General features: G+C 67.7%; 16 protein-coding genes. 12 read left to right on the top strand and 4 right to left on the bottom strand.

Features of this window, described 5'->3' with window-relative positions; genetic code table 11:
* Positions 1–49 precede the first annotated feature (49 nt).
* From NNX34_RS01660 to NNX34_RS16105, 7 genes are all read left to right on the top strand, one after another.
* Complete coding sequence (locus NNX34_RS01660) at positions 50–1,774, top strand: glycerol-3-phosphate dehydrogenase/oxidase (RefSeq protein ID WP_255764839.1); 1,725 nt, start codon at positions 50–52, stop codon at positions 1,772–1,774.
* A 100-nt stretch (positions 1,775–1,874) separates the two neighbouring features.
* Positions 1,875–2,351 (top strand): PTS sugar transporter subunit IIA, encoded by a 477-nt coding sequence (locus NNX34_RS01655; RefSeq protein ID WP_255765699.1) that lies wholly within the window; start codon positions 1,875–1,877, stop codon positions 2,349–2,351.
* A 55-nt stretch (positions 2,352–2,406) separates the two neighbouring features.
* On the top strand, positions 2,407–3,222 hold the full coding sequence (locus tag NNX34_RS01650; RefSeq protein ID WP_255764838.1) for an SURF1 family protein: 816 nt from the start codon (positions 2,407–2,409) through the stop codon (positions 3,220–3,222).
* On the top strand, positions 3,219–3,635 hold the full coding sequence (locus tag NNX34_RS01645) for a DUF3817 domain-containing protein (RefSeq protein WP_255764837.1): 417 nt from the start codon (positions 3,219–3,221) through the stop codon (positions 3,633–3,635). The genes NNX34_RS01650 and NNX34_RS01645 overlap by 4 nt, the downstream gene beginning before the upstream one ends.
* A gap of 83 nt (positions 3,636–3,718) precedes the next feature.
* Positions 3,719–5,308, top strand: coding sequence for a glutamine-hydrolyzing GMP synthase (gene guaA, locus NNX34_RS01640; protein ID WP_255764836.1), 1,590 nt, complete (start codon positions 3,719–3,721; stop codon positions 5,306–5,308).
* Positions 5,309–5,455: 147 nt separating this feature from the next.
* Complete coding sequence (locus tag NNX34_RS01635; RefSeq protein ID WP_370647206.1) at positions 5,456–9,301, top strand: DUF4011 domain-containing protein; 3,846 nt, start codon at positions 5,456–5,458, stop codon at positions 9,299–9,301.
* 3 nt (positions 9,302–9,304) lie between these two features.
* Positions 9,305–9,589, top strand: a complete 285-nt coding sequence (locus NNX34_RS16105; RefSeq protein ID WP_370646914.1) for a hypothetical protein — start codon at positions 9,305–9,307, stop codon at positions 9,587–9,589.
* A 19-nt stretch (positions 9,590–9,608) separates the two neighbouring features.
* Here the strand turns inward: NNX34_RS16105 and NNX34_RS01630 are convergent, their stop codons facing one another.
* The 3 genes from NNX34_RS01630 to NNX34_RS01620 all read right to left on the bottom strand — a co-directional run bounded on the left by NNX34_RS01630 (position 9,609) and on the right by NNX34_RS01620 (position 11,525).
* Positions 9,609–10,352, bottom strand: a complete 744-nt coding sequence (locus NNX34_RS01630; RefSeq protein WP_255764835.1) for an SAF domain-containing protein — start codon at positions 10,350–10,352, stop codon at positions 9,609–9,611.
* A gap of 201 nt (positions 10,353–10,553) precedes the next feature.
* Entirely contained in the window at positions 10,554–10,853 is a 300-nt protein-coding gene (locus NNX34_RS01625; RefSeq protein WP_255764834.1) for an FmdB family zinc ribbon protein, read from the bottom strand.
* A gap of 54 nt (positions 10,854–10,907) precedes the next feature.
* Positions 10,908–11,525 (bottom strand): 5-formyltetrahydrofolate cyclo-ligase, encoded by a 618-nt coding sequence (locus NNX34_RS01620; protein WP_255764833.1) that lies wholly within the window; start codon positions 11,523–11,525, stop codon positions 10,908–10,910.
* Positions 11,526–11,590: 65 nt separating this feature from the next.
* Here NNX34_RS01620 and galU point away from each other — a divergent pair, with 65 nt between their 5' ends.
* The 4 genes from galU (at position 11,591) to NNX34_RS01600 (ending at position 15,499) form a co-directional block, all read left to right on the top strand.
* A complete protein-coding gene (gene galU / locus NNX34_RS01615; RefSeq protein ID WP_255764832.1) occupies positions 11,591–12,496 on the top strand; it encodes a UTP--glucose-1-phosphate uridylyltransferase GalU in 906 nt (301 codons plus the stop codon).
* Between the two features lie 6 nt (positions 12,497–12,502).
* Positions 12,503–13,117, top strand: coding sequence for a GNAT family N-acetyltransferase (locus tag NNX34_RS01610; protein ID WP_255764831.1), 615 nt, complete (start codon positions 12,503–12,505; stop codon positions 13,115–13,117).
* An 81-nt stretch (positions 13,118–13,198) separates the two neighbouring features.
* Positions 13,199–14,218: a hypothetical protein gene (locus NNX34_RS01605; RefSeq protein ID WP_255764830.1), complete on the top strand. Its 1,020-nt coding sequence runs from the start codon at positions 13,199–13,201 to the stop codon at positions 14,216–14,218.
* Between the two features lie 30 nt (positions 14,219–14,248).
* Positions 14,249–15,499, top strand: a complete 1,251-nt coding sequence (locus tag NNX34_RS01600; protein WP_255764829.1) for a phosphotransferase — start codon at positions 14,249–14,251, stop codon at positions 15,497–15,499.
* 19 nt (positions 15,500–15,518) lie between these two features.
* Here NNX34_RS01600 and NNX34_RS01595 read toward each other — a convergent pair whose 3' ends face one another.
* Positions 15,519–15,995: an Lrp/AsnC family transcriptional regulator gene (locus NNX34_RS01595; RefSeq protein WP_227918579.1), complete on the bottom strand. Its 477-nt coding sequence runs from the start codon at positions 15,993–15,995 to the stop codon at positions 15,519–15,521.
* 139 nt (positions 15,996–16,134) lie between these two features.
* Here NNX34_RS01595 and NNX34_RS01590 point away from each other — a divergent pair, with 139 nt between their 5' ends.
* Positions 16,135–17,376 carry an MFS transporter gene (locus NNX34_RS01590; protein WP_370646974.1) on the top strand — a complete coding sequence of 414 codons (1,242 nt, stop codon included), beginning with the start codon at positions 16,135–16,137 and terminating at the stop codon, positions 17,374–17,376.
* Positions 17,377–17,385 lie beyond the last annotated feature (9 nt).

Here is a 17,385-nt window from a genome sequence, read left to right as displayed (position 1 = left end):
CCATAGAGTGGACGCAGCTACGGCAGGACCCTAGAGAGGAACCTGGACCATGACTGCAGACGCCCTGAGCCCCGAGTACCGGACAGAAGCCATGGACAAGCTCCGGGCAACCACCGCGCCGGGCAATGAGCTGGACATCCTGATCGTCGGCGGCGGCGTGGTGGGCGCCGGCGCCGCGCTGGACGCGGTGACGCGCGGGCTGAAGGTAGGCATGGTGGAGGCCCGGGACTGGGCGTCGGGAACGTCATCGCGTTCCTCCAAGCTCATCCACGGCGGCCTGCGCTACCTGGAGATGCTCGATTTTGCGTTGGTCCAGGAGGCGTTGAAGGAGCGGGGGCTGCTGCTGCAGCGGATCGCCCCGCACCTGGTGAAGCCCGTGGCGTTCCTGTACCCGTTGACGAAGCGGTTCATCGAGCGGCCGTACGTGGGCGCCGGCATCTTCCTGTACGACACCATGGGCATGACCTCGGGGAACTCCCGCGGCGTGCCCATGCAGAAGCACCTGACCCGGCGCCAGACACTGCGGATGGCGCCGAGCCTGAAGGATGATGCGATGGTGGGGGCCATCCGCTACTACGACGGCCAGGTGGATGACGCCCGGTACGTGGCCAACATGGTCCGCACCGCCGCGCATTACGGCGCCGCAGTGGTGAACCGGCTCGCCGTCGTCGACTTCCTGCGCGAGGGCGAACGCGTGGTCGGGGCCCGCGTCCGCGACCAGGAAACCGGCAACGAGTTCGACATCGCGGCAAGCCAGGTGGTCAATGCCACCGGCGTCTGGACGGATGAAACCCAGGCCATGGTGACCGACCGCGGGCAGCTGAAGGTGCGCGCCTCCAAGGGCGTCCACCTGGTGGTTCCCAAGGACCGGATCCAGTCCACCGTCGGCATGATCCTGCGGACGGAAAAATCCGTGCTCTTCGTCATCCCGTGGGGGCGGCACTGGATCATCGGCACCACCGACACGGACTGGAACCTGGACAAGGCCCACCCGGCGGCCACCTCGGCGGACATCGACTACATCCTCGAGCACGTGAACCTGGTGCTGAAGACACCGCTGACCCGGGAGGACGTGGAAGGGGTCTACGCGGGGCTTCGGCCGCTGCTCGCCGGGGAAAACGACTCCACTGCCAAACTCTCGCGTGAACACGTGGTGGCCCACCCGGTACCGGGACTCGTGGTGGTTGCCGGCGGTAAATGGACCACCTACCGGGTCATGGCCAAGGACGCCGTGGATGAGGCTGCCCGGGCCCTGGACGAAAAGGTTCCCGAGAGCTGCACGCAGACCATCCCCCTCCTGGGCGCGGTGGGTTACAAGGCGGCCTGGAACCGCCGGCACCGCACCGCCGACGAGTACGGGGTGCACGTGGTGCGGGTGGAGCATCTGCTCAACCGCTACGGCTCCATGAGCGACGACCTGCTCGAGCTCATCAAGGCGGACCCGACGCTCGCGGAACCGCTGCCCGGCGCCGACGACTACCTGCGCGCGGAAGCCGTGTATGCCACCACGCACGAAGGTGCCCGGCACGTCGAGGACGTCCTCGCCCGGCGGACCCGGATCTCCATCGAAACCTTTGACCGGGGCGTCTCGGCCGCACCGGTGGTAGCCGAACTGATGGCGCCGCTGCTGGGCTGGGACCTTGAACGCGTGGAAAGCGAAGTCGCCCACTACCTTGCACGGGTCGACGCGGAACGCCGCAGCCAGGAACAGCCCGATGACAAGAGCGCCGACACCGCCCGCCTGGCGGCCGAGGACATAGCACCGCGCATCTAGTGCGGCACGGACTAATGGAAATGCAGAAAGCCCCTTGAACGAACACCCGTCCCCGAACGCTGAACACCCCTCGGAACCGTCCCGGAACGAAGAACTCACCCTGAACGAAGCCGGGGCGGTGCTGACCGAACCCGGGATCGTGATCCTCGGCATGGAGGCGGCAGACCGGTACGACGCCGCCGCCCAGTTGGCCGAGCGGTTGTACCGTGCCGGCCGGATCAGCAATTTGGAGGGGTTCCTCGAACAGGTCAGCGCCAGGGAACACCAAATGGCCACCGGCCTGCCGGGCGGAATCGGACTCCCGCATGCCCGCAGCGAATTCGTGCACAAAACCTCCATCGCAGTGGGCATCACCCGCTACGGGCACAGCGTGGATTTCGGAGCAGCAGACGGACCGGCGACCGTGATCCTGCTCATTGCCACGCCGGCGGCTTCCTTCTCCCAGCACCTGGAAGTCCTTGCCACCCTGGCCCGGTCCCTGTTCCGCCCGTCCTTCCGGGATTCCCTGCGCCGGGCCAATGACGCAGAGGTGATTGCCGAGCTGATCAATTCGTCCCTGGTCTTTTTCGACCACTGAAGCGGCCGCATACCGGCATTGGGTTTTCTACAGCTTGACGAAGTACCGTTAACGAGTGCTCAAAACTGCCCTGCAGCCGCGCTGGATCGCCGGCCTGCTCTTTGCCCTCGTCATCTCGACGGTCTTCGTGCTGTTGAGCCAATGGCAGTTTTCCAGTGCCGAATCGGAGGAAACCGGCGAGCCCCGCGCCACCGAAGACGTCCGGCCGCTGACCGAGGCTTTCACCCCGGGTAAGCCGATGTATGAAACCGAAGCGGACCAGATGGTTTCCCTCACCGGGTCCTTTGACCCGGACAAGTCCGTCCTCGTTCAGGAGCGGCTCCAGGACGGCGAGATGGGCTACTGGGCTGTCACCGCCTTCAACGTCGACGGCGCACCCTCGGGCGAATTCATCCCGGTGGTCCGCGGCTGGGTCTCCGACCCGGAAGACGTCACGAAGCCCCCGGCCGGTGAGGCCGCCGTCGTCGGGCGCCTGCTGCCTTCCGAGGCCCCGCTGCCCGCGACGCCCGAGGACGGACGGGTTACCGCCCTCTCCACTGCCGAACTGATCAATCTCTGGGACGCCCCCGCCTACTCGGCGTTCGTCACGGCTTCGGAAATCACCGTCGACGGCGAGCCCGTGGACAACGGCGGCATGGAAACCGTGGAGGTGGGTGCCCAGCCCGAGGAAACCCCGGTCAACTGGCTCAACATCTTCTACGCCCTGGAATGGATCGTCTTCGCCGGTTTCTCCGTCTTCCTGTGGTGGCGCCTGGTCGCCGACGAGCACAACCGCAGCCTCGAGGACGACGAATATGAGGACGAGTACGACGACTCCTCCGACGCAACCGAACCCGACCACGATCATCCCAGCAGTGAGGTAACCAAGTGAACGAATCCGCAAGCACCGCCAAGGCACCGAGGAAAAAGAAGCGCCGGTTCGGCGGTACCCACGCCCAGATTCGTTCAGCCCTGAAGTTCTACAAGGTCTTTTCCTACGTGACCGGCGTGCTGCTGCTCGCCCTCGTCGTGGAGATGATCGCCAAGTACGGCTTTGACACGGAGATCATCGTCGGCAGCGTCAACCTCTCCATCGGCGTGCTCATCCTGCACGGCTGGATGTACGTGGTGTACCTGCTGTCCGACTTCCGGCTATGGCAGCTGATGCGCTGGCCGTTCTCCAAGTTCATCCTGATTGCGCTCGGCGGCGTTGTGCCGTTCCTCTCCTTTGTGGTCGAAGGACGGATCCACAAACAGGTCCTGGCGGAGCTCGAAGCGCACCCTGAAGCGGCCAAGCGCTACTAGGGGAGAGGGTTCCGCCGGCCGCCCGCGTCCGGCGGAACCGGCCCGGTGTGCATGGCCGGGGGCGGGCCGACTATCCTTGAAACGTGACTAATCCCGCGACAGATCCCATTGAAGAGCGGCCCGTCCTTGTAGTGGACTACGGAGCGCAGTACGCCCAGTTGATTGCCCGCCGGGTGCGCGAAGCAGATGTCTACTCCGAGGTGGTTCCCCACACCTACAGCACCGAGCAGCTGCTCGCGAAGAACCCAGCTGCCATTATTCTCTCCGGCGGCCCCTCCAGCGTGTACGCCGAAGGCGCCCCCAAGGTTGACGCAGACCTGTTCGAATCCGGTGTTCCGGTCTTCGGCATCTGCTACGGCTTCCAGGCAATGGCTGCCGCCATGGGCGGCAAGGTCGCCAAGACGGGACTGCGGGAGTACGGTTCCACCGACGCACGCGTCATCGGCGGCGCCCGGTCCATCCTGGAAGGCACCCCGGACGAGCAGAACACCTGGATGAGCCACGGCGACAGCGTGCAGGAAGCCCCCGAGGGCTTCGACGTCCTGGCCAGCACCGCCGGCGCACCCGTCGCTGCCTTCGCCAACGAGGCAAAAGGCCTTTACGGCGTGCAGTGGCACCCCGAGGTCAAGCACTCCGCGCACGGCCAGGCCGTCCTGGAAAACTTCCTCTTCAAGGGCGCCAAGCTCGAACGCAGCTGGACCACCGGCAACATCGTCGAAGAGCAGGTTGCACGCATCCGCGCACAGGTAGGCAACTCGCGGGTTATCTGCGGCCTGTCCGGCGGCGTCGACTCCGCCGTAGCCGCCGCCCTGGTGCAGCGCGCCGTCGGGGACCAGCTGACCTGTGTCTTCGTGGACCACGGGCTGCTCCGCGAAGGCGAAGCAGAGCAGGTGGAACGCGATTTCGTGGCAGCCACCGGCGTTAACCTCTACGTCGCCAACGAGCAGGAACGCTTCCTGAGCGCCCTGGCCGGGGTCTCCGATCCCGAGACCAAGCGCAAGATCATCGGCCGCGAATTCATCCGCGCCTTCGAAGAAGCCGAGCGGGCCATCATGGCCCAGGCCGAAGCAGAGGGCGAGCCGATCCGCTTCCTGGTGCAGGGCACCCTGTACCCGGACGTTGTCGAGTCCGGCGGCGGTGAAGGTGCAGCCAACATCAAGAGCCACCACAACGTGGGCGGCCTGCCGGAGGACATGAAGTTCGAACTGGTGGAACCCCTGCGGGCGCTCTTCAAGGACGAGGTCCGTGCGGTCGGCGCCGAACTCGGCCTGCCGGCCGAGATCGTGGGCCGCCAGCCCTTCCCGGGCCCCGGGCTGGGCATCCGGATTGTCGGCGAGGTCACGCACGAGCGGCTGGAACTGCTGCGCCGGGCAGACGCCATCGCCCGCGCCGAACTGACCAGCGCAGGCCTCGACGACGAAGTGTGGCAGATGCCGGTAGTGCTCCTGGCTGATGTCCGCAGTGTCGGCGTCCAGGGCGACGGCCGTACCTACGGGCACCCCATCGTGCTCCGTCCCGTCTCCAGCGAAGACGCGATGACCGCTGATTGGTCGCGGCTTCCGTACGATCTGCTGGCCCGCATTTCCAACCGCATCACCAACGAAGTGGACGGAATCAACCGCGTGGTGCTGGATGTAACCAGCAAGCCGCCGGGAACAATCGAGTGGGAATAGCGTAAAGGGGACCGAGGACGGCCGTTTCGGCCGTCCTCGGTTTTGTCCCCCGCGTTGCTATGTTCGGGAAACCCGCCCCGACGCGATAGTTTTGAAGGTATGCCAATTTGGTCGAGAACGCGCGGAAGTGCAGAAAAGAGGGCACTAGTGTCTGAGCAGAATACCGGGGAGAATCCCTCGGACTTCCTGCTGCCGTGGCTGGGACAATTGGGACAGCACGCCGGAACGGACACACTGCTCCATTTCACGCCGTCCGCCGCCAACAGCATCGACCTGACGCACGCGCATCCCTCCGGCCTGGCCCAGTTGCTCGCCGGCCGGCGTACCCGCCTGTCGACCCTGCTGCGGGACCCGGACCAGTACGGTGCCGCCATGAAGGCGGGCCGCCTGCTGCGCGCGAAGATCTACGAGCTGGGCACCGACCGCGGCATCGACGTCGGCTACATGGCCGCGGGAACCGCGTCCTGGCGCTACGCCTCGGATGAAGCACTGCGTCCCGAGTCCCTGACGGCCCCCGTGCTGCTCACGCCCGTGGCGCTGACGGTCCACGCCTCACAGGATGACTATGAGCTGCAGCTGACCGAAAAGGCGGCGCTGAACCCCGCCCTGGTCCGCCACCTCCAGCATGAGCAGGGCCTGGACATCGACGTCGACGCGCTCACCCGCCTCGCCTACGGCACCGCCCGCTTTGATCCCCACCCCGTGCTGGAAAAGCTCCGCGCCGTCACCGGCAGCGTCCGCGGAATCAACATTGAACACCGCCTGCTGGTTTCCACCTTCGCCGACCTGTCCGACCTCAGCGAGGATCCGGCGCTGGACCCGGCCCATCCGATCCTCCGCGCACTGATCGACGCCGCCCGGGACGGCTCCACCGGTCCGGCCATCCCCGAACCGCTGGACCTGCCGGCCCTGGACGAGCGGGATCCCGCGGATGAGCTGCTCATCCTCGACGCCGACCGCCAGCAGCAGGAAGTCCTGGACCTGATCAACGCAGGCCAGTCGCTGGTAGTCTCCGCGCCGGCCGGTACGGGCCAGACCCAGACCGCGCTGAACGCCGTGGCGGCGCTGGCTAATGCCGGCAAATCCGTCCTGGTAGTGGCGGAACGGCGCAGCACCCTGAACCAGTTCGTCTCCGAGCTGGACGCGATGCAGCTTGGTTCCCTGGTCCTGCAGGCCAACGCCGGCCTCACCCAGCAGCAGTTGAAGGACCAGCTGGTCCGGGCCATCGTGCGGAACGAAAAGGCGCAGGCCCCGGAACTGGACAGCCTGCACAAGGTCCTGCTCGAAAACCGCCACCAGCTCCGCGACCACGTGAAGTCGCTGCACAACGTCCGCCGCCGCTGGGGATGCTCGCCCTACCAGGCCATGCAGTCCCTGGCCGAGCTGACCTCCATGAACCCGGCGCCGGCCACCACCGTCCGGCTCAAGCGGAGCGTCCTGGACAGCATCACCGACCGCACCGAACTCTCCGGCCGCCTGCGCCGGGCCGCCGAACTCGGCAGCTTCAGCCGGGCAGCTACCACCAGCCCGTGGTACGGAGCCAAGCTGCTCAACCGCAAGGAAACGGAAGAAGCGTACGCGCTGACCCAGACCCTTGCGGCGGACCTGCCGGCGCTGCGCGCCAAGGTCCAGGACGTGGCCGAGCATTCGGAAATCCGCCTCGGCGAAACATTTGCCCAGTGGGGCGAACAGCTGGAACTGCTGGTTGCCGTGCGCGAAAGCCTGGACAAGTTCACCCCGGACATTTTCGACCGCCCGGTGACGGACCTGATCTCGGCAACCGCGTCTTCGTCCTGGCGGCGGGAACGCGGCATCGATATGAGCTCCATGACCCGCTCCCGCCTGCGGCGCGTGGCCAAGGAATACGTCCGGCCCGGTGTGCATATTTCCGACCTGCACGCCTCCCTGGCAGAAGTCCAGCAGCAGCGTGCCGTCTGGACCCGCTACGCCACCACCCAGCGCCACCCGTCGGTGCCCACCGGCCTGGCCGAGATCAACCGTTCCTACCTGCTGGTCAAGCGCCAGCTGGATACCCTGACCGGCATCCTGGCCGAGACGCCGCTCCATCCTGACCTGGCATCCCTGCCGCTCGATGAACTTGAGAAGCAGCTCAGCCAGCTCGCGGGGGACCGGGAAACCCTCGAAACGCTGCCCGAACGGACCCTGCTGCTCGACGAGATGCGTGCCCAGGGACTGGGCGAACTGCTGGATGACCTGAGCGCACGCGAAGTCCAGCCCCGCCACGTGGGTTACGAGCTGGAACTGGCATGGTGGCAGTCCGCCCTCGAAGCCATGATCAGCGGCGACGATTACCTTGCCATGTCCGACGGCAACAGCCTGCGCCGCCTGGAAGCGGAGTACCGGCTGGCGGACAACGCCCACATTGCCTCGGGCGCAGCCCGGCTGCGTTGGAGCCTTGCGTCGCGCTGGCGCTCGGGCGTCCAGGCCGCGAAGGGTGCTGCCGAAGACCTGCGCGAGCTGCTCAAGGACGGCGAGCTGTCCCTGGACAGCCTGAGCCTGCAGTCCGAGGAACTCGTGTCCTCGCTGCTGCCGGTGTGGGCGGCCAGCCCCCTGGTGCTGCCGATGGTACTGCCCGAACACCGCCGCTTCGACACCGTGGTCCTCCTTGATGCCGAGTCCACCAGCCTGCAGTCTGCCGTCCCGGCACTGGCACGCGCTTCGCAGGTTATCGCCTTCGGTGACAGCTGCCTGGGCGGGCCGCGGCCCTTCACGATCGGTGTTGAGCCGGCCGGAACAGCACCGCAGCACGTTGAGCTGCTCAGCGCCTTCGAAGCGCTGGAACGCGTCCTGCCCACGCGCTGCCTGTCCACCGTTTACCGCGGCACCGACAAGGCACTGCTGCGCCAGCTCAGCGAGTCCTTCTACGGCGGACGCCTTTCGATGGTCCCGAGTGCAGACGAGGTCACCACCGGCCACCGCGCGCTCTCCGTGGAATACCTGCCGGACGGCACCGGCATGCCCAGCGCTGACCATGAGGGCGTGGAGAGTGTCGCGGCTGAGGTCAACCGCGTGGTTGACCTGGTCTTCGAACACATCCGCCGCCGCCCGCACCAGTCCCTCGGCGTCATCACCGCCAGCCCGCGCCACGCCGTGCGGGTGGCCGAGGCAATCCGTGTCCAGATGGCCAACTTCCCCTGGGCCGCGGACTTCTTCACGGCGAAGTCCGAGTCCTTCCGGGTAGTGCCGGTGGACCGCGCCGTGGGCATGGTCCGGGACTGCGTGATCTTCTCCCTCGGCTTCGGGCGTACCCCGCACGGGCGTGCCCTGCACAACTTCGGCCCGTTGTCGGCACCTGACGGACGCAAGAAATTCGTCACGGCCATGACCCGGGCCCGTTACAAGCAGCATGTGCTGACCTGCTTCCAGCCGGCAGACCTGGACCGCACGCGGCTGGGCTACGGCGCCCTGGACTTCTACGAACTCATCAAGCGGGAGCTCGATCCGGAAACCGCCAGGGAGGAAATCCCTGCTGCCGGAGGCATCATGGAGGAGGATCCGCTGGTCGCGGATCTGGTCGGCCGCCTGCGGGAACGCGGCGCGAAGGTCTGGGACCACTACGACGGCGCCATCGACATTGTCGCAGCGGCTCCCCATTCGGCCGGTCCGACCGGTACGCCGGCGCCGCTGGCCATCGAGTCCGACGGCACCGAACGCTACCGGGCGATGTCCGTGCGCGAACGCAGCCGGCTCCGGCCGCAGCTGCTTGAACGGCGCGGCTGGCGGTATATGCCGCTGTGGACCATTGAGGTCTTCAGCGACCCGTCCGCCTGCGCCGACCTGGTGAGCCGCTACCTCGAGCTGCCGGATCCTCCGGTCGGGCAGCAGCCCGTGCCCCGCAGTACGGTTACTCCCGAGGCCGGCACGGATGAGGCTGCCCGCCCGGCAGCCCAGGTCACGGTGACTCCGCACGGAAGCAGCCGGATGCGTGAACGGAGGTCGGGATCCGTCCCGGACAACGCAGCAGGAGAATGAGCGATGACTAAGGAACCCACAGGGAAGGCCGCGGCGGAGGAAACCGCCGCGGCCTCGGGGACCGGCACAACGGCAGCAGCGGGCGAACGCCAGTCCACGGATGGCAGCACCAGCGGCAGCAGCGGAACCCGCAGGCGCGGAAACCGCCGGGCGGTTTCGCCCGGGCCCGGCGGGCCGGCAGGGCTGCTGCCCGTCGTCGCCAAGGAAGATGATCCCCGGGCCTGGGGCGACAGCACGGAAGACAGCGAATCCTGGCTCCGGGAGCAGCGACCTCCGCACTGGGGGTAAGCTGCCCGCCCGGCCGCGGCTAGCCGCCCGTCAGGACAAGATAGATCCCTTCGTTCCCCGAAGCCGCTGTGAGCCGGGCAGCGTTCTCCCGGTCCGCGGCCACCACCACCAGGCCCTCGCCGCCGCCGTTGCCTGGCCAGCCGCCGCCCGCGGGCTCGCCGCCGGACACCCACAGCACCGGCACCGAGGCTGCCAGCACCACCGCGCTGCTGCCGTCCTCCGCATAGTGCCCCGGCTCGGCCCCCGCCCACGCCGCTTCGCCACCCGCAACAACGTTGACGAGTTGTCCGGGGCCCAGCAGATCGAGGACGGACGGGTCAGCCGGGCGCAGCGGCACGGCCACGGAACCGGGCGGGGCACCGGCCAAAAGTCCGGCACCGGCCAGGGAAATGTCCGTGACGGGACTGCCGCGCAACAGCGGCGTGGCGAGGCGCCTGCCCACCAGCGCGTCCGGCTGTTCGTGGGCGCCCGGTGGGACGGCTTCAGCCGGTAGGCGGACAGTTTCCAGTGTCCCGGAGTCCAGCACCGTACCGGCCGGCAAATCCCGGGCCGCGCGCACAATCACGGTCCGTTCCGCGGCCGCCGGTACCAGCGCTTCGACCGCAGACCCCGCGGCGGCGCAGCAGGCCAGGGCAGCAAGGAGGCGGCGGTGGCGGACAATAAAGCGGCGCATCCCTGAGAGGGGACCGCCGGAAACGGACGGCTGTCCCGGGTAGGCGGCAGCGCCGGGGGACACCTTGGCAGGGCGGCGGCGAAAAGGCATGGCACGACGCTAGCGGCTTTACGCCCCGTAACAGGGGCGGCCCTGCGCAAGGCCCAACGCACACGGGAACGGCCCGGCCGGAAAGGCCGGTGTGGAGGCGCAGTGCACAGTGGATACACGGGCAGGCGAACCGTACGGGCCGGTGCGGGACCGCAGTGCCTGGAGGCTGTGCTGCCGGGGAAGCAGGCCCGGCGGCAGGGCTTACGGCTGGGCGCTGCCGGAGCCTGCGGCGGCTGCAGGCGTGGACGTCCCGCTGCCGGAAGTTGTGGCCGGTGCCGAGGAGCTCTCGGTTTTGGAGGGGGCTGCAGGAACAGTGGAGGCAGCTTCGCGTGAATCGGTGCGGTAGAAACCGGAGCCCTTGAAGACAACTCCGACGCTGTTGAACTTCTTGCGCAGGCGGCCGCCGCACTCGGGGCAGACCGTCAGGGAGTCTTCACTGAAGGACTGCTGGATATCGAACGAATGGGAGCAATCCTTGCAGGCGTAGGCATACGTGGGCACTCTGGTAATCCTCCTTGGGGCACTCTCAAAGCTGGCACTCTCAAGCCTTGAGTGCTAAGTATACATGGGCTCCGACGGCACGGGCCGCCAGGCTTCGGGGGTGAGCACGGCGTCCACGGCCGCGTCCAGGGGAGTGGTTTCGAAGCTGTCGGCAGGAACGTATTCGTGCTCGAAAACCACTGCCACGGCAGCGGCAGGATTGCCGTCCGCCCGCAGCTTGGCCAGGAACCGGTCATAGTAGCCACCGCCCTTGCCCATCCGTCCGCCCGCGGCATCGGCGGCCAGCGCGGGGACAAGGACCAGGCCCAGCTCCGGCAGGTCGGAGGCGGCATAGCGTTGTCCAGCCGGTTCCAGCAGGGAAGCATGCAGTCCAGGCACCAACTCGGTCTCGGGGGTCCAATCGGCCCATGACAGCTGCCATTCGGGTTCGCACACGGGAACCACCACGCGGTACCCGGCCCTCACCAGTCCGGGGAGCAGCGCATCCATGCCCGGCTCGTTCCCCACGGAGAGGTAGCCGGCCACGGTTCCGCCCCTGGGTACCCGTTGCCGGACCCCCCGCAGCCCGATGCGGGCCAGTCCCTGAACCGCTTCGGCCCTGTCCTCCGCGGTCAACTCCCGCCGCAGCCGCAGGAAGTCCTTTCGGGCCTGGTCCTTCGCAAGCGCACACATACCCCCATTCTCTATAAGCGTGCTTATTTGGTGCAATCTAAGACCTCTTAGGTACGCTTACGACTATGACGACGTCACGCCCCTCCATAACCAAAGCCGTAATCCCCGCAGCAGGTCTGGGTACCCGCTTCCTCCCTGCCACCAAGGCGATGCCGAAGGAAATGCTCCCGGTGGTGGACAAGCCGGCGATTCAGTACGTGGTTGAAGAAGCCGTTAACGCGGGCATGCCGGACATCCTGATGATCACGGGGCGGAACAAGCGCTCCCTCGAGGATCACTTCGACCGCGTCCCCTTCATCGAGAAGACGCTGGAAGACAAGGGCGACCACGAAAAGCTTGCGATGGTGCGTGCGGCCTCCGAACTGGGCGAAATCCACTACCTCCGCCAGGGCGATCCCAAGGGCCTGGGCCACGCGGTGCTGCGGGCCAAGCTGCATATCGGCGACGAGCCCTTTGCCGTCCTGCTGGGCGATGACCTGATCGATGCCCGCGACGAACTGCTGGGAAAGATGGTCGAGGTCCAGGCAAAGACGGGCGGATCCGTCATTGCCCTGATCGAGGTTGATCCGGAACAGATCAGTGCCTACGGCTGCGCGGACATCTCCGTGGTCGAGGGCGAGGACTATGTCCGGGTCAACAAACTGGTAGAGAAGCCCGACGTCGACGACGCTCCCTCCAACCTGGCCGTGATCGGCCGTTATGTGCTGCACCCCTCGGTCTTCGGAGTCCTCGAAGAAACCGGCCCCGGCCGCGGCGGGGAAATCCAGCTTACGGACGCGCTGCAGACGCTGGCCGCCGCCGACGGCGAAGGGTCCGGAGTCTACGGCGTGGTCTTCCGCGGCCGCCGCTATGACACCGGTGACAAGCTGAGCTACCTCAAGGCAGTGGTGTCACTGGCTTCCGAACGTGAAGACCTCGGCCCGGCCCTTCGGGACTGGCTGAAGGATTTCACCAACACGCTCGAAGACTAATACCCCATGCGGGCGTCATGGCCGGTGACGCTGGAGAGTGACGATGTCATTCTCCGGCCGATCCGGCACCGGGACCGGCGGGAATGGACAGAGGTCCGTTCCCGGAACGCCCGCTGGGTAGGCCCGTGGGAGGCCAGCAATCCCGTCCCGGGCGGCGAACCGCCCACCTACGGTGACATGGTGCGCAGCCTCAACCGCCAGGCACGGCAGGACTCTGCCCTGCCGTTCCTCATCACGGAGCGGCAGGATCCCGCGCGGCAGCCGGCAATTGTCGGGCAGCTGACCGTGTCCACCATCGTGTGGGGGTCCGCGCGCATGGCAACCCTCGGATACTGGGTGGACCAGGGGAGGGCAGGGCTCGGAATTGTGCCCACTGCGGTGGCGCTGGCCACCGACCACTGCTTCCAGGCCCTGGCCCTGCACCGGATGGAAATCAACATCCGGCCGGAGAACGGCCCGAGTCTCCGGGTGGTGGAAAAACTCGGATTCCGGGACGAGGGACTGCGCGAGCGGTACCTGCATATCGACGGCAAATGGGCCGACCACCGGAGCTTTGCGCTCACGGCGGAGGAGGTGCCGGAGGGGCTGTTGAACCGCTGGAAGTCCCGCCGGGCACAATAGGCAACAACTTTCACAGCAGACACGCCGACACACCGAACGTAATGCGCGTACCGGGCGCCCGGAGCTTCTACGGTCATAAGTGTGGACTTCCCTCTTAACAGCTCACTGCTCGGGTCACTGCTCGGGTCACTGAACAGCTCACTGGTGCTGGCGCTGGCCGTTGCACTCTGGCTGGTGTGGGTAGGTCCGTATTTCTTCCGCCGTCCAGCTGCTTCCGGGGCCGAGGCACTCGCCCGGCCCGCCACACAAACGGCAGCACAGACAGCTAATACCATCCGCCCGCCCGCCTCACCGGACAAGGGGTCCCAGGGGATCATCATGAACAACATCAGCACTACACCCAGCGGGGGCGGGGCAACACAGTTCCAGAGCCATGACCAGCCAGCCCTGCGCCCGGCGCAGCAGGCACCGGCTTTCCGGATCCGCACCGGCCGGACAGTCCTGGCGGCCACCGGCCTCCTTGGCGTCCTTGCCGTTGTGGTCGGGACACTGCTTGCAGCCTTCACCTCCGTGTCCTGGCTCGTTCCCGCCGCCGGCCTGGCCGCCGTGGCAGCGGTGGTTGCGATGCTCCGCACGATCGCCCTGCGGGACCGCCGACGCCGGATGGAAGACGCTTTCCGTGCCGCCATGGGTCCGGAGCCCCGCCGCACGCAGAACCGGGCCGCCGTCGAACCCGATGAGGTTCCGGCACCCGCAGTCCAGGCGCCGGAGACTGAACCGCAGCCCGAAACCGTGCTCTTTGACCGCGAGTCCGCCGCCGTACCTGGCGAAAGCCCAGCGGCGGCAGGAGTCCCTGCCCGCGTTACCGCCGAGGAACTGCGCACCGAGGCCCTGAAGGTGGCAGCAGCCGCCGTCCAGCCCCCGGCCCGGCCCAGCACCACGCCGTGGCAGCCCGTAGAGCTCCCCAAGCCCATTTATGTAGATGCACCCAAGGCAGAGCGTCCGGCACCCGAACCGATCGTCCTTCCTGAAACGCCCCGGTCCCTGACCAAGACTCCGTTGCGTCCCGCCACCGCTCCCGCCTCCGTGCAGGCGGAGCAGGCACGCCCGGAAACCGGCAAAATCAACCTCGACGACGTCCTGCAGCGCCGGCGGGCCTAGGCACACCGAGGCAAGGCCGCGGCGCCTGCCGTGCCGGTCGAGCCCAGGCCCCGCCTTGGACGGGCCGCGGAGGCTGTCGCCGTCCTGGCCGGCCCCGCGATGCGGGGACCCCTGCAGGACCTGCTTCGGTCCCGCGGGCTGAGGCTTCAGCGCTGGAAACACCTGAGAAGCCACCACCGGCCGGGAGGCGCTGTTTCGGCCCTTTACCGGGTCCAGTGCCGCCGGACCGGGCCTGGATCCGGTCCCGACGTTGCCCTGACCCTTCACCTCGGTGCCACGACAGGCGACGTTGCCGCGGATGCCGCATCCGCCGGTCCCGACGTTGCCCCGGCACGGATTGCCGGGCTGGACCTGCGCCTGTGGTTCCACCCCCATGACCCCGTTCTCCGGTCCCTGCCCTGGGCCACCGACGCCGACGCCGTGGCGAGGGACGTGTTTGGCGCAGGCGGACCGGCGAGGTTATCGCTCGTTGCCTACCGGCCGCTGCGCCGGGCAGTAATCCGGGCGCGGCACCTGGACGATGCGGCCTATCTGAAGCTCCTCCCGCGGGAGCAGCTGCCTGCCCTGCGCCGGCGCCACCGGCTCCTCGAGGACAGCGGCGTGCCTGCCCCGCGTCTCCTGCCCGGCGCTTCCGCAGCCGTCCCTGAAGCGGTCATCCTCAGCGCACTGCCCGGCACCTCCCTCTTCCGGCTGCTGGTTGAGGACGACGCAGCCCCGTTAAGGCCCGAAGTCCTGCTGGATCTGCTGGAGGCCTTGCCGTCCTGTGCGCTGGACCTGCCGCTGCGCCGGTCCTGGGCCGATCGGGCCGAAGACTATGCCGCAGCTGCCGCCGCCACCCTGCCCAGGGAACGGGACAGCATCTTCGAACTCGCGGGTGGTATCCGGGAGGTGGTGGAATCGGCCCCGGCCGGCCCCCTGGTGCCGGTCCACGGCGACTTCCATGAAGGAAACCTACTGCTCAGCGGAGGCAGGGTCACCGGGCTGCTCGACATTGACGGTCTGGGCCCCGGCCGCCGGGTCGACGACCTGGCCTGCCTGCTGGGGCACCTGGCCGTCCTTGCGGCAGCGAATCCATCCCGGCCGCAGCTGGGGCAGGCACTGGCCGATTTTCGCCGGGTCTTCGAGGACACCGCGGACCCGTCCGCGCTGAACGCGAGGGCGGCCGGCGTCGTACTGACCCTTGTGTCCGGTGCCCGCGCCGCCAACGGCAGGAGCCGGACGCAGAATGCCGGGATCCGGCTCGCAGCCGCGCAGCGACTGCTTCGCGCCGCTGATCGATAGGAGCAGCAGCCGGGCGGAGTCAGGGAGCCGGCGGAACCAGTTTTTCCAGCAGCGGTTCGGTGCGGTAGGGGATGTGCTCATGCAGGGCCAGGACCGTTTCCGTACGGATCACGCCCTTGATCCGCAGGACGGAGCGCAGGGCCTGCTGCAGCTGCTGGGTATCCGTGGCGGTCAGGCGGCACCACACGTCGCCGCGGCCGGAGATCTCGTGCACTTCCAGCACCTGGGGGAGGGTGCGCAGCCCGGAGATGACGCCGTCGAGTTCGCGGTGGTTCACCTCGATGGTGACGAATGCCTGAACGTCATAGCCCAGCTGGGTCAGATCGACGTCACGCCCCGACCTGCGGATGACCCCGGCCCGCAGCAGGTGCCGGACGTGGGCCTGGGCGGTGTTGCGGGCAACACCGAGCCGCTCGCTCAGTTCGCTGATCTGCGCCCGGGGATCGCGCACCAGTTCCAGCAGCAGCCGGCGGTCCAACGGGTCCAGATTGGCCATCTAGCGCATCTCCTGTCATTTGCCCGCAACGATATTGAGCGATTCGATCAAAAGAACACTCTAATGTGCCTGCCCTGCTCCGTGACACTTCATCCTATAGAGGCATTAGCTACAAATAGGATGGAAGTGCCCCTTGACAGTGCTCAGTGAGCTGCGCATGCAGCCCGCCGCCCGCACCAGGCGGAAGGAGTGGGACGCGGCCATCCGGCCCCGGCTGCTCCTGACGCTGGCCGTAATGAGCACGCTGCTGATCGGCGCCAACCTCGCGACCCCGCTGTATCCGCTGCTGGGCCAGTCCCTCGGCCTGTCCTACTTCGGCGTAACGCTGGCGTTCACCTCCTACGTGCTGGTCCTGGTTGCAGGCCTGCTGCTGGTGGGCCACTGGTCCGACTACATCGGCCGCCGCGCCGCACTGGTGCTGGCCGGCGTCGTTTCCCTGGCCGGCGGATTGATTTTCGGCACCGCCACCGGAGTCGGCACCCTGATGCTCGGACGGGCCCTCCAAGGCGCCTCGGTTGCCCTGGCCACCGGAGCCAGCTCGGCTGCGCTGCGGGAACTGCTGCCGCATCGACCGGAATGGGCCACCCGCTTTACCCTGCTGGTTTCGGCGGGCGGCGTGGCGGCCGGGCCGGTCATCGGCGGGCTCCTGTCCCTGCTGCCCGCACCCACCATGACGCCCTTCCTGATCCATTCGGCGGTCCTGGCAGCGCTTCTGATTCCGCTCTGCATGCTGAAGGCCCGCCCGGCCATTTCCCTGGCCGAGGGCCGGCCGCTGGCCATGCTGCGCCCCCGCAAGCCCGCAGTCTCCCACCGCGCGCGTACCCAGTTCTGGATTGCCTCCACCACCGGGTTCCTCAGCTTCGCGGCCTTCGGGTTCTGTCTGTCCCTGGCACCCACCTACTTTTCCTCCATCGCGGGCACCACGTGGCGGCCCGCCATCGGGCTGCTGGCCGCACTTGCTCTCGGAGCGTCTGCAGTCAGCCAGCTCACCGGCATCCGCGGGCGGTACACGGCACCCGTGGGCCTTGCGGCCATGGGCACCGGCATCGCGTTGATCCCGGTGGCCGGAGCCACCGGAAGCCTGGTGCTCCTTACGGTTGCCTGCCTGATGGCCGGGTTCGGGCAGGGCATGGCGTTCCGCGTGGTGTTCAACGAGGTGGCCGCAGCCGTAGAGGCTGCTGAACACGCGCGGATCATCAGCACGGTCTATGTCATCACCTACCTCGGCAGCGCCATCCCGGTGCTGGGGCTCGGAGTGGCAGGCGGGATCTGGGGGCTGGACGTCTCCGTGGCCTGGTTCTCGGGACTGATCACGGCCGCCTGCCTGACCCTGGCTGTCCTGAGCCTGCGGCGGAACCGGCGCCGGAACGCCGCCGGCTAGGTTCGTCCG

This window comes from Arthrobacter sp. zg-Y1116, assembly GCF_024385485.1.
Taxonomy (GTDB): domain Bacteria; phylum Actinomycetota; class Actinomycetes; order Actinomycetales; family Micrococcaceae; genus Arthrobacter_B.
Note: the sequence above shows the minus strand (reverse complement) of the source record. Positions and strands in the feature narration are given on the sequence as shown.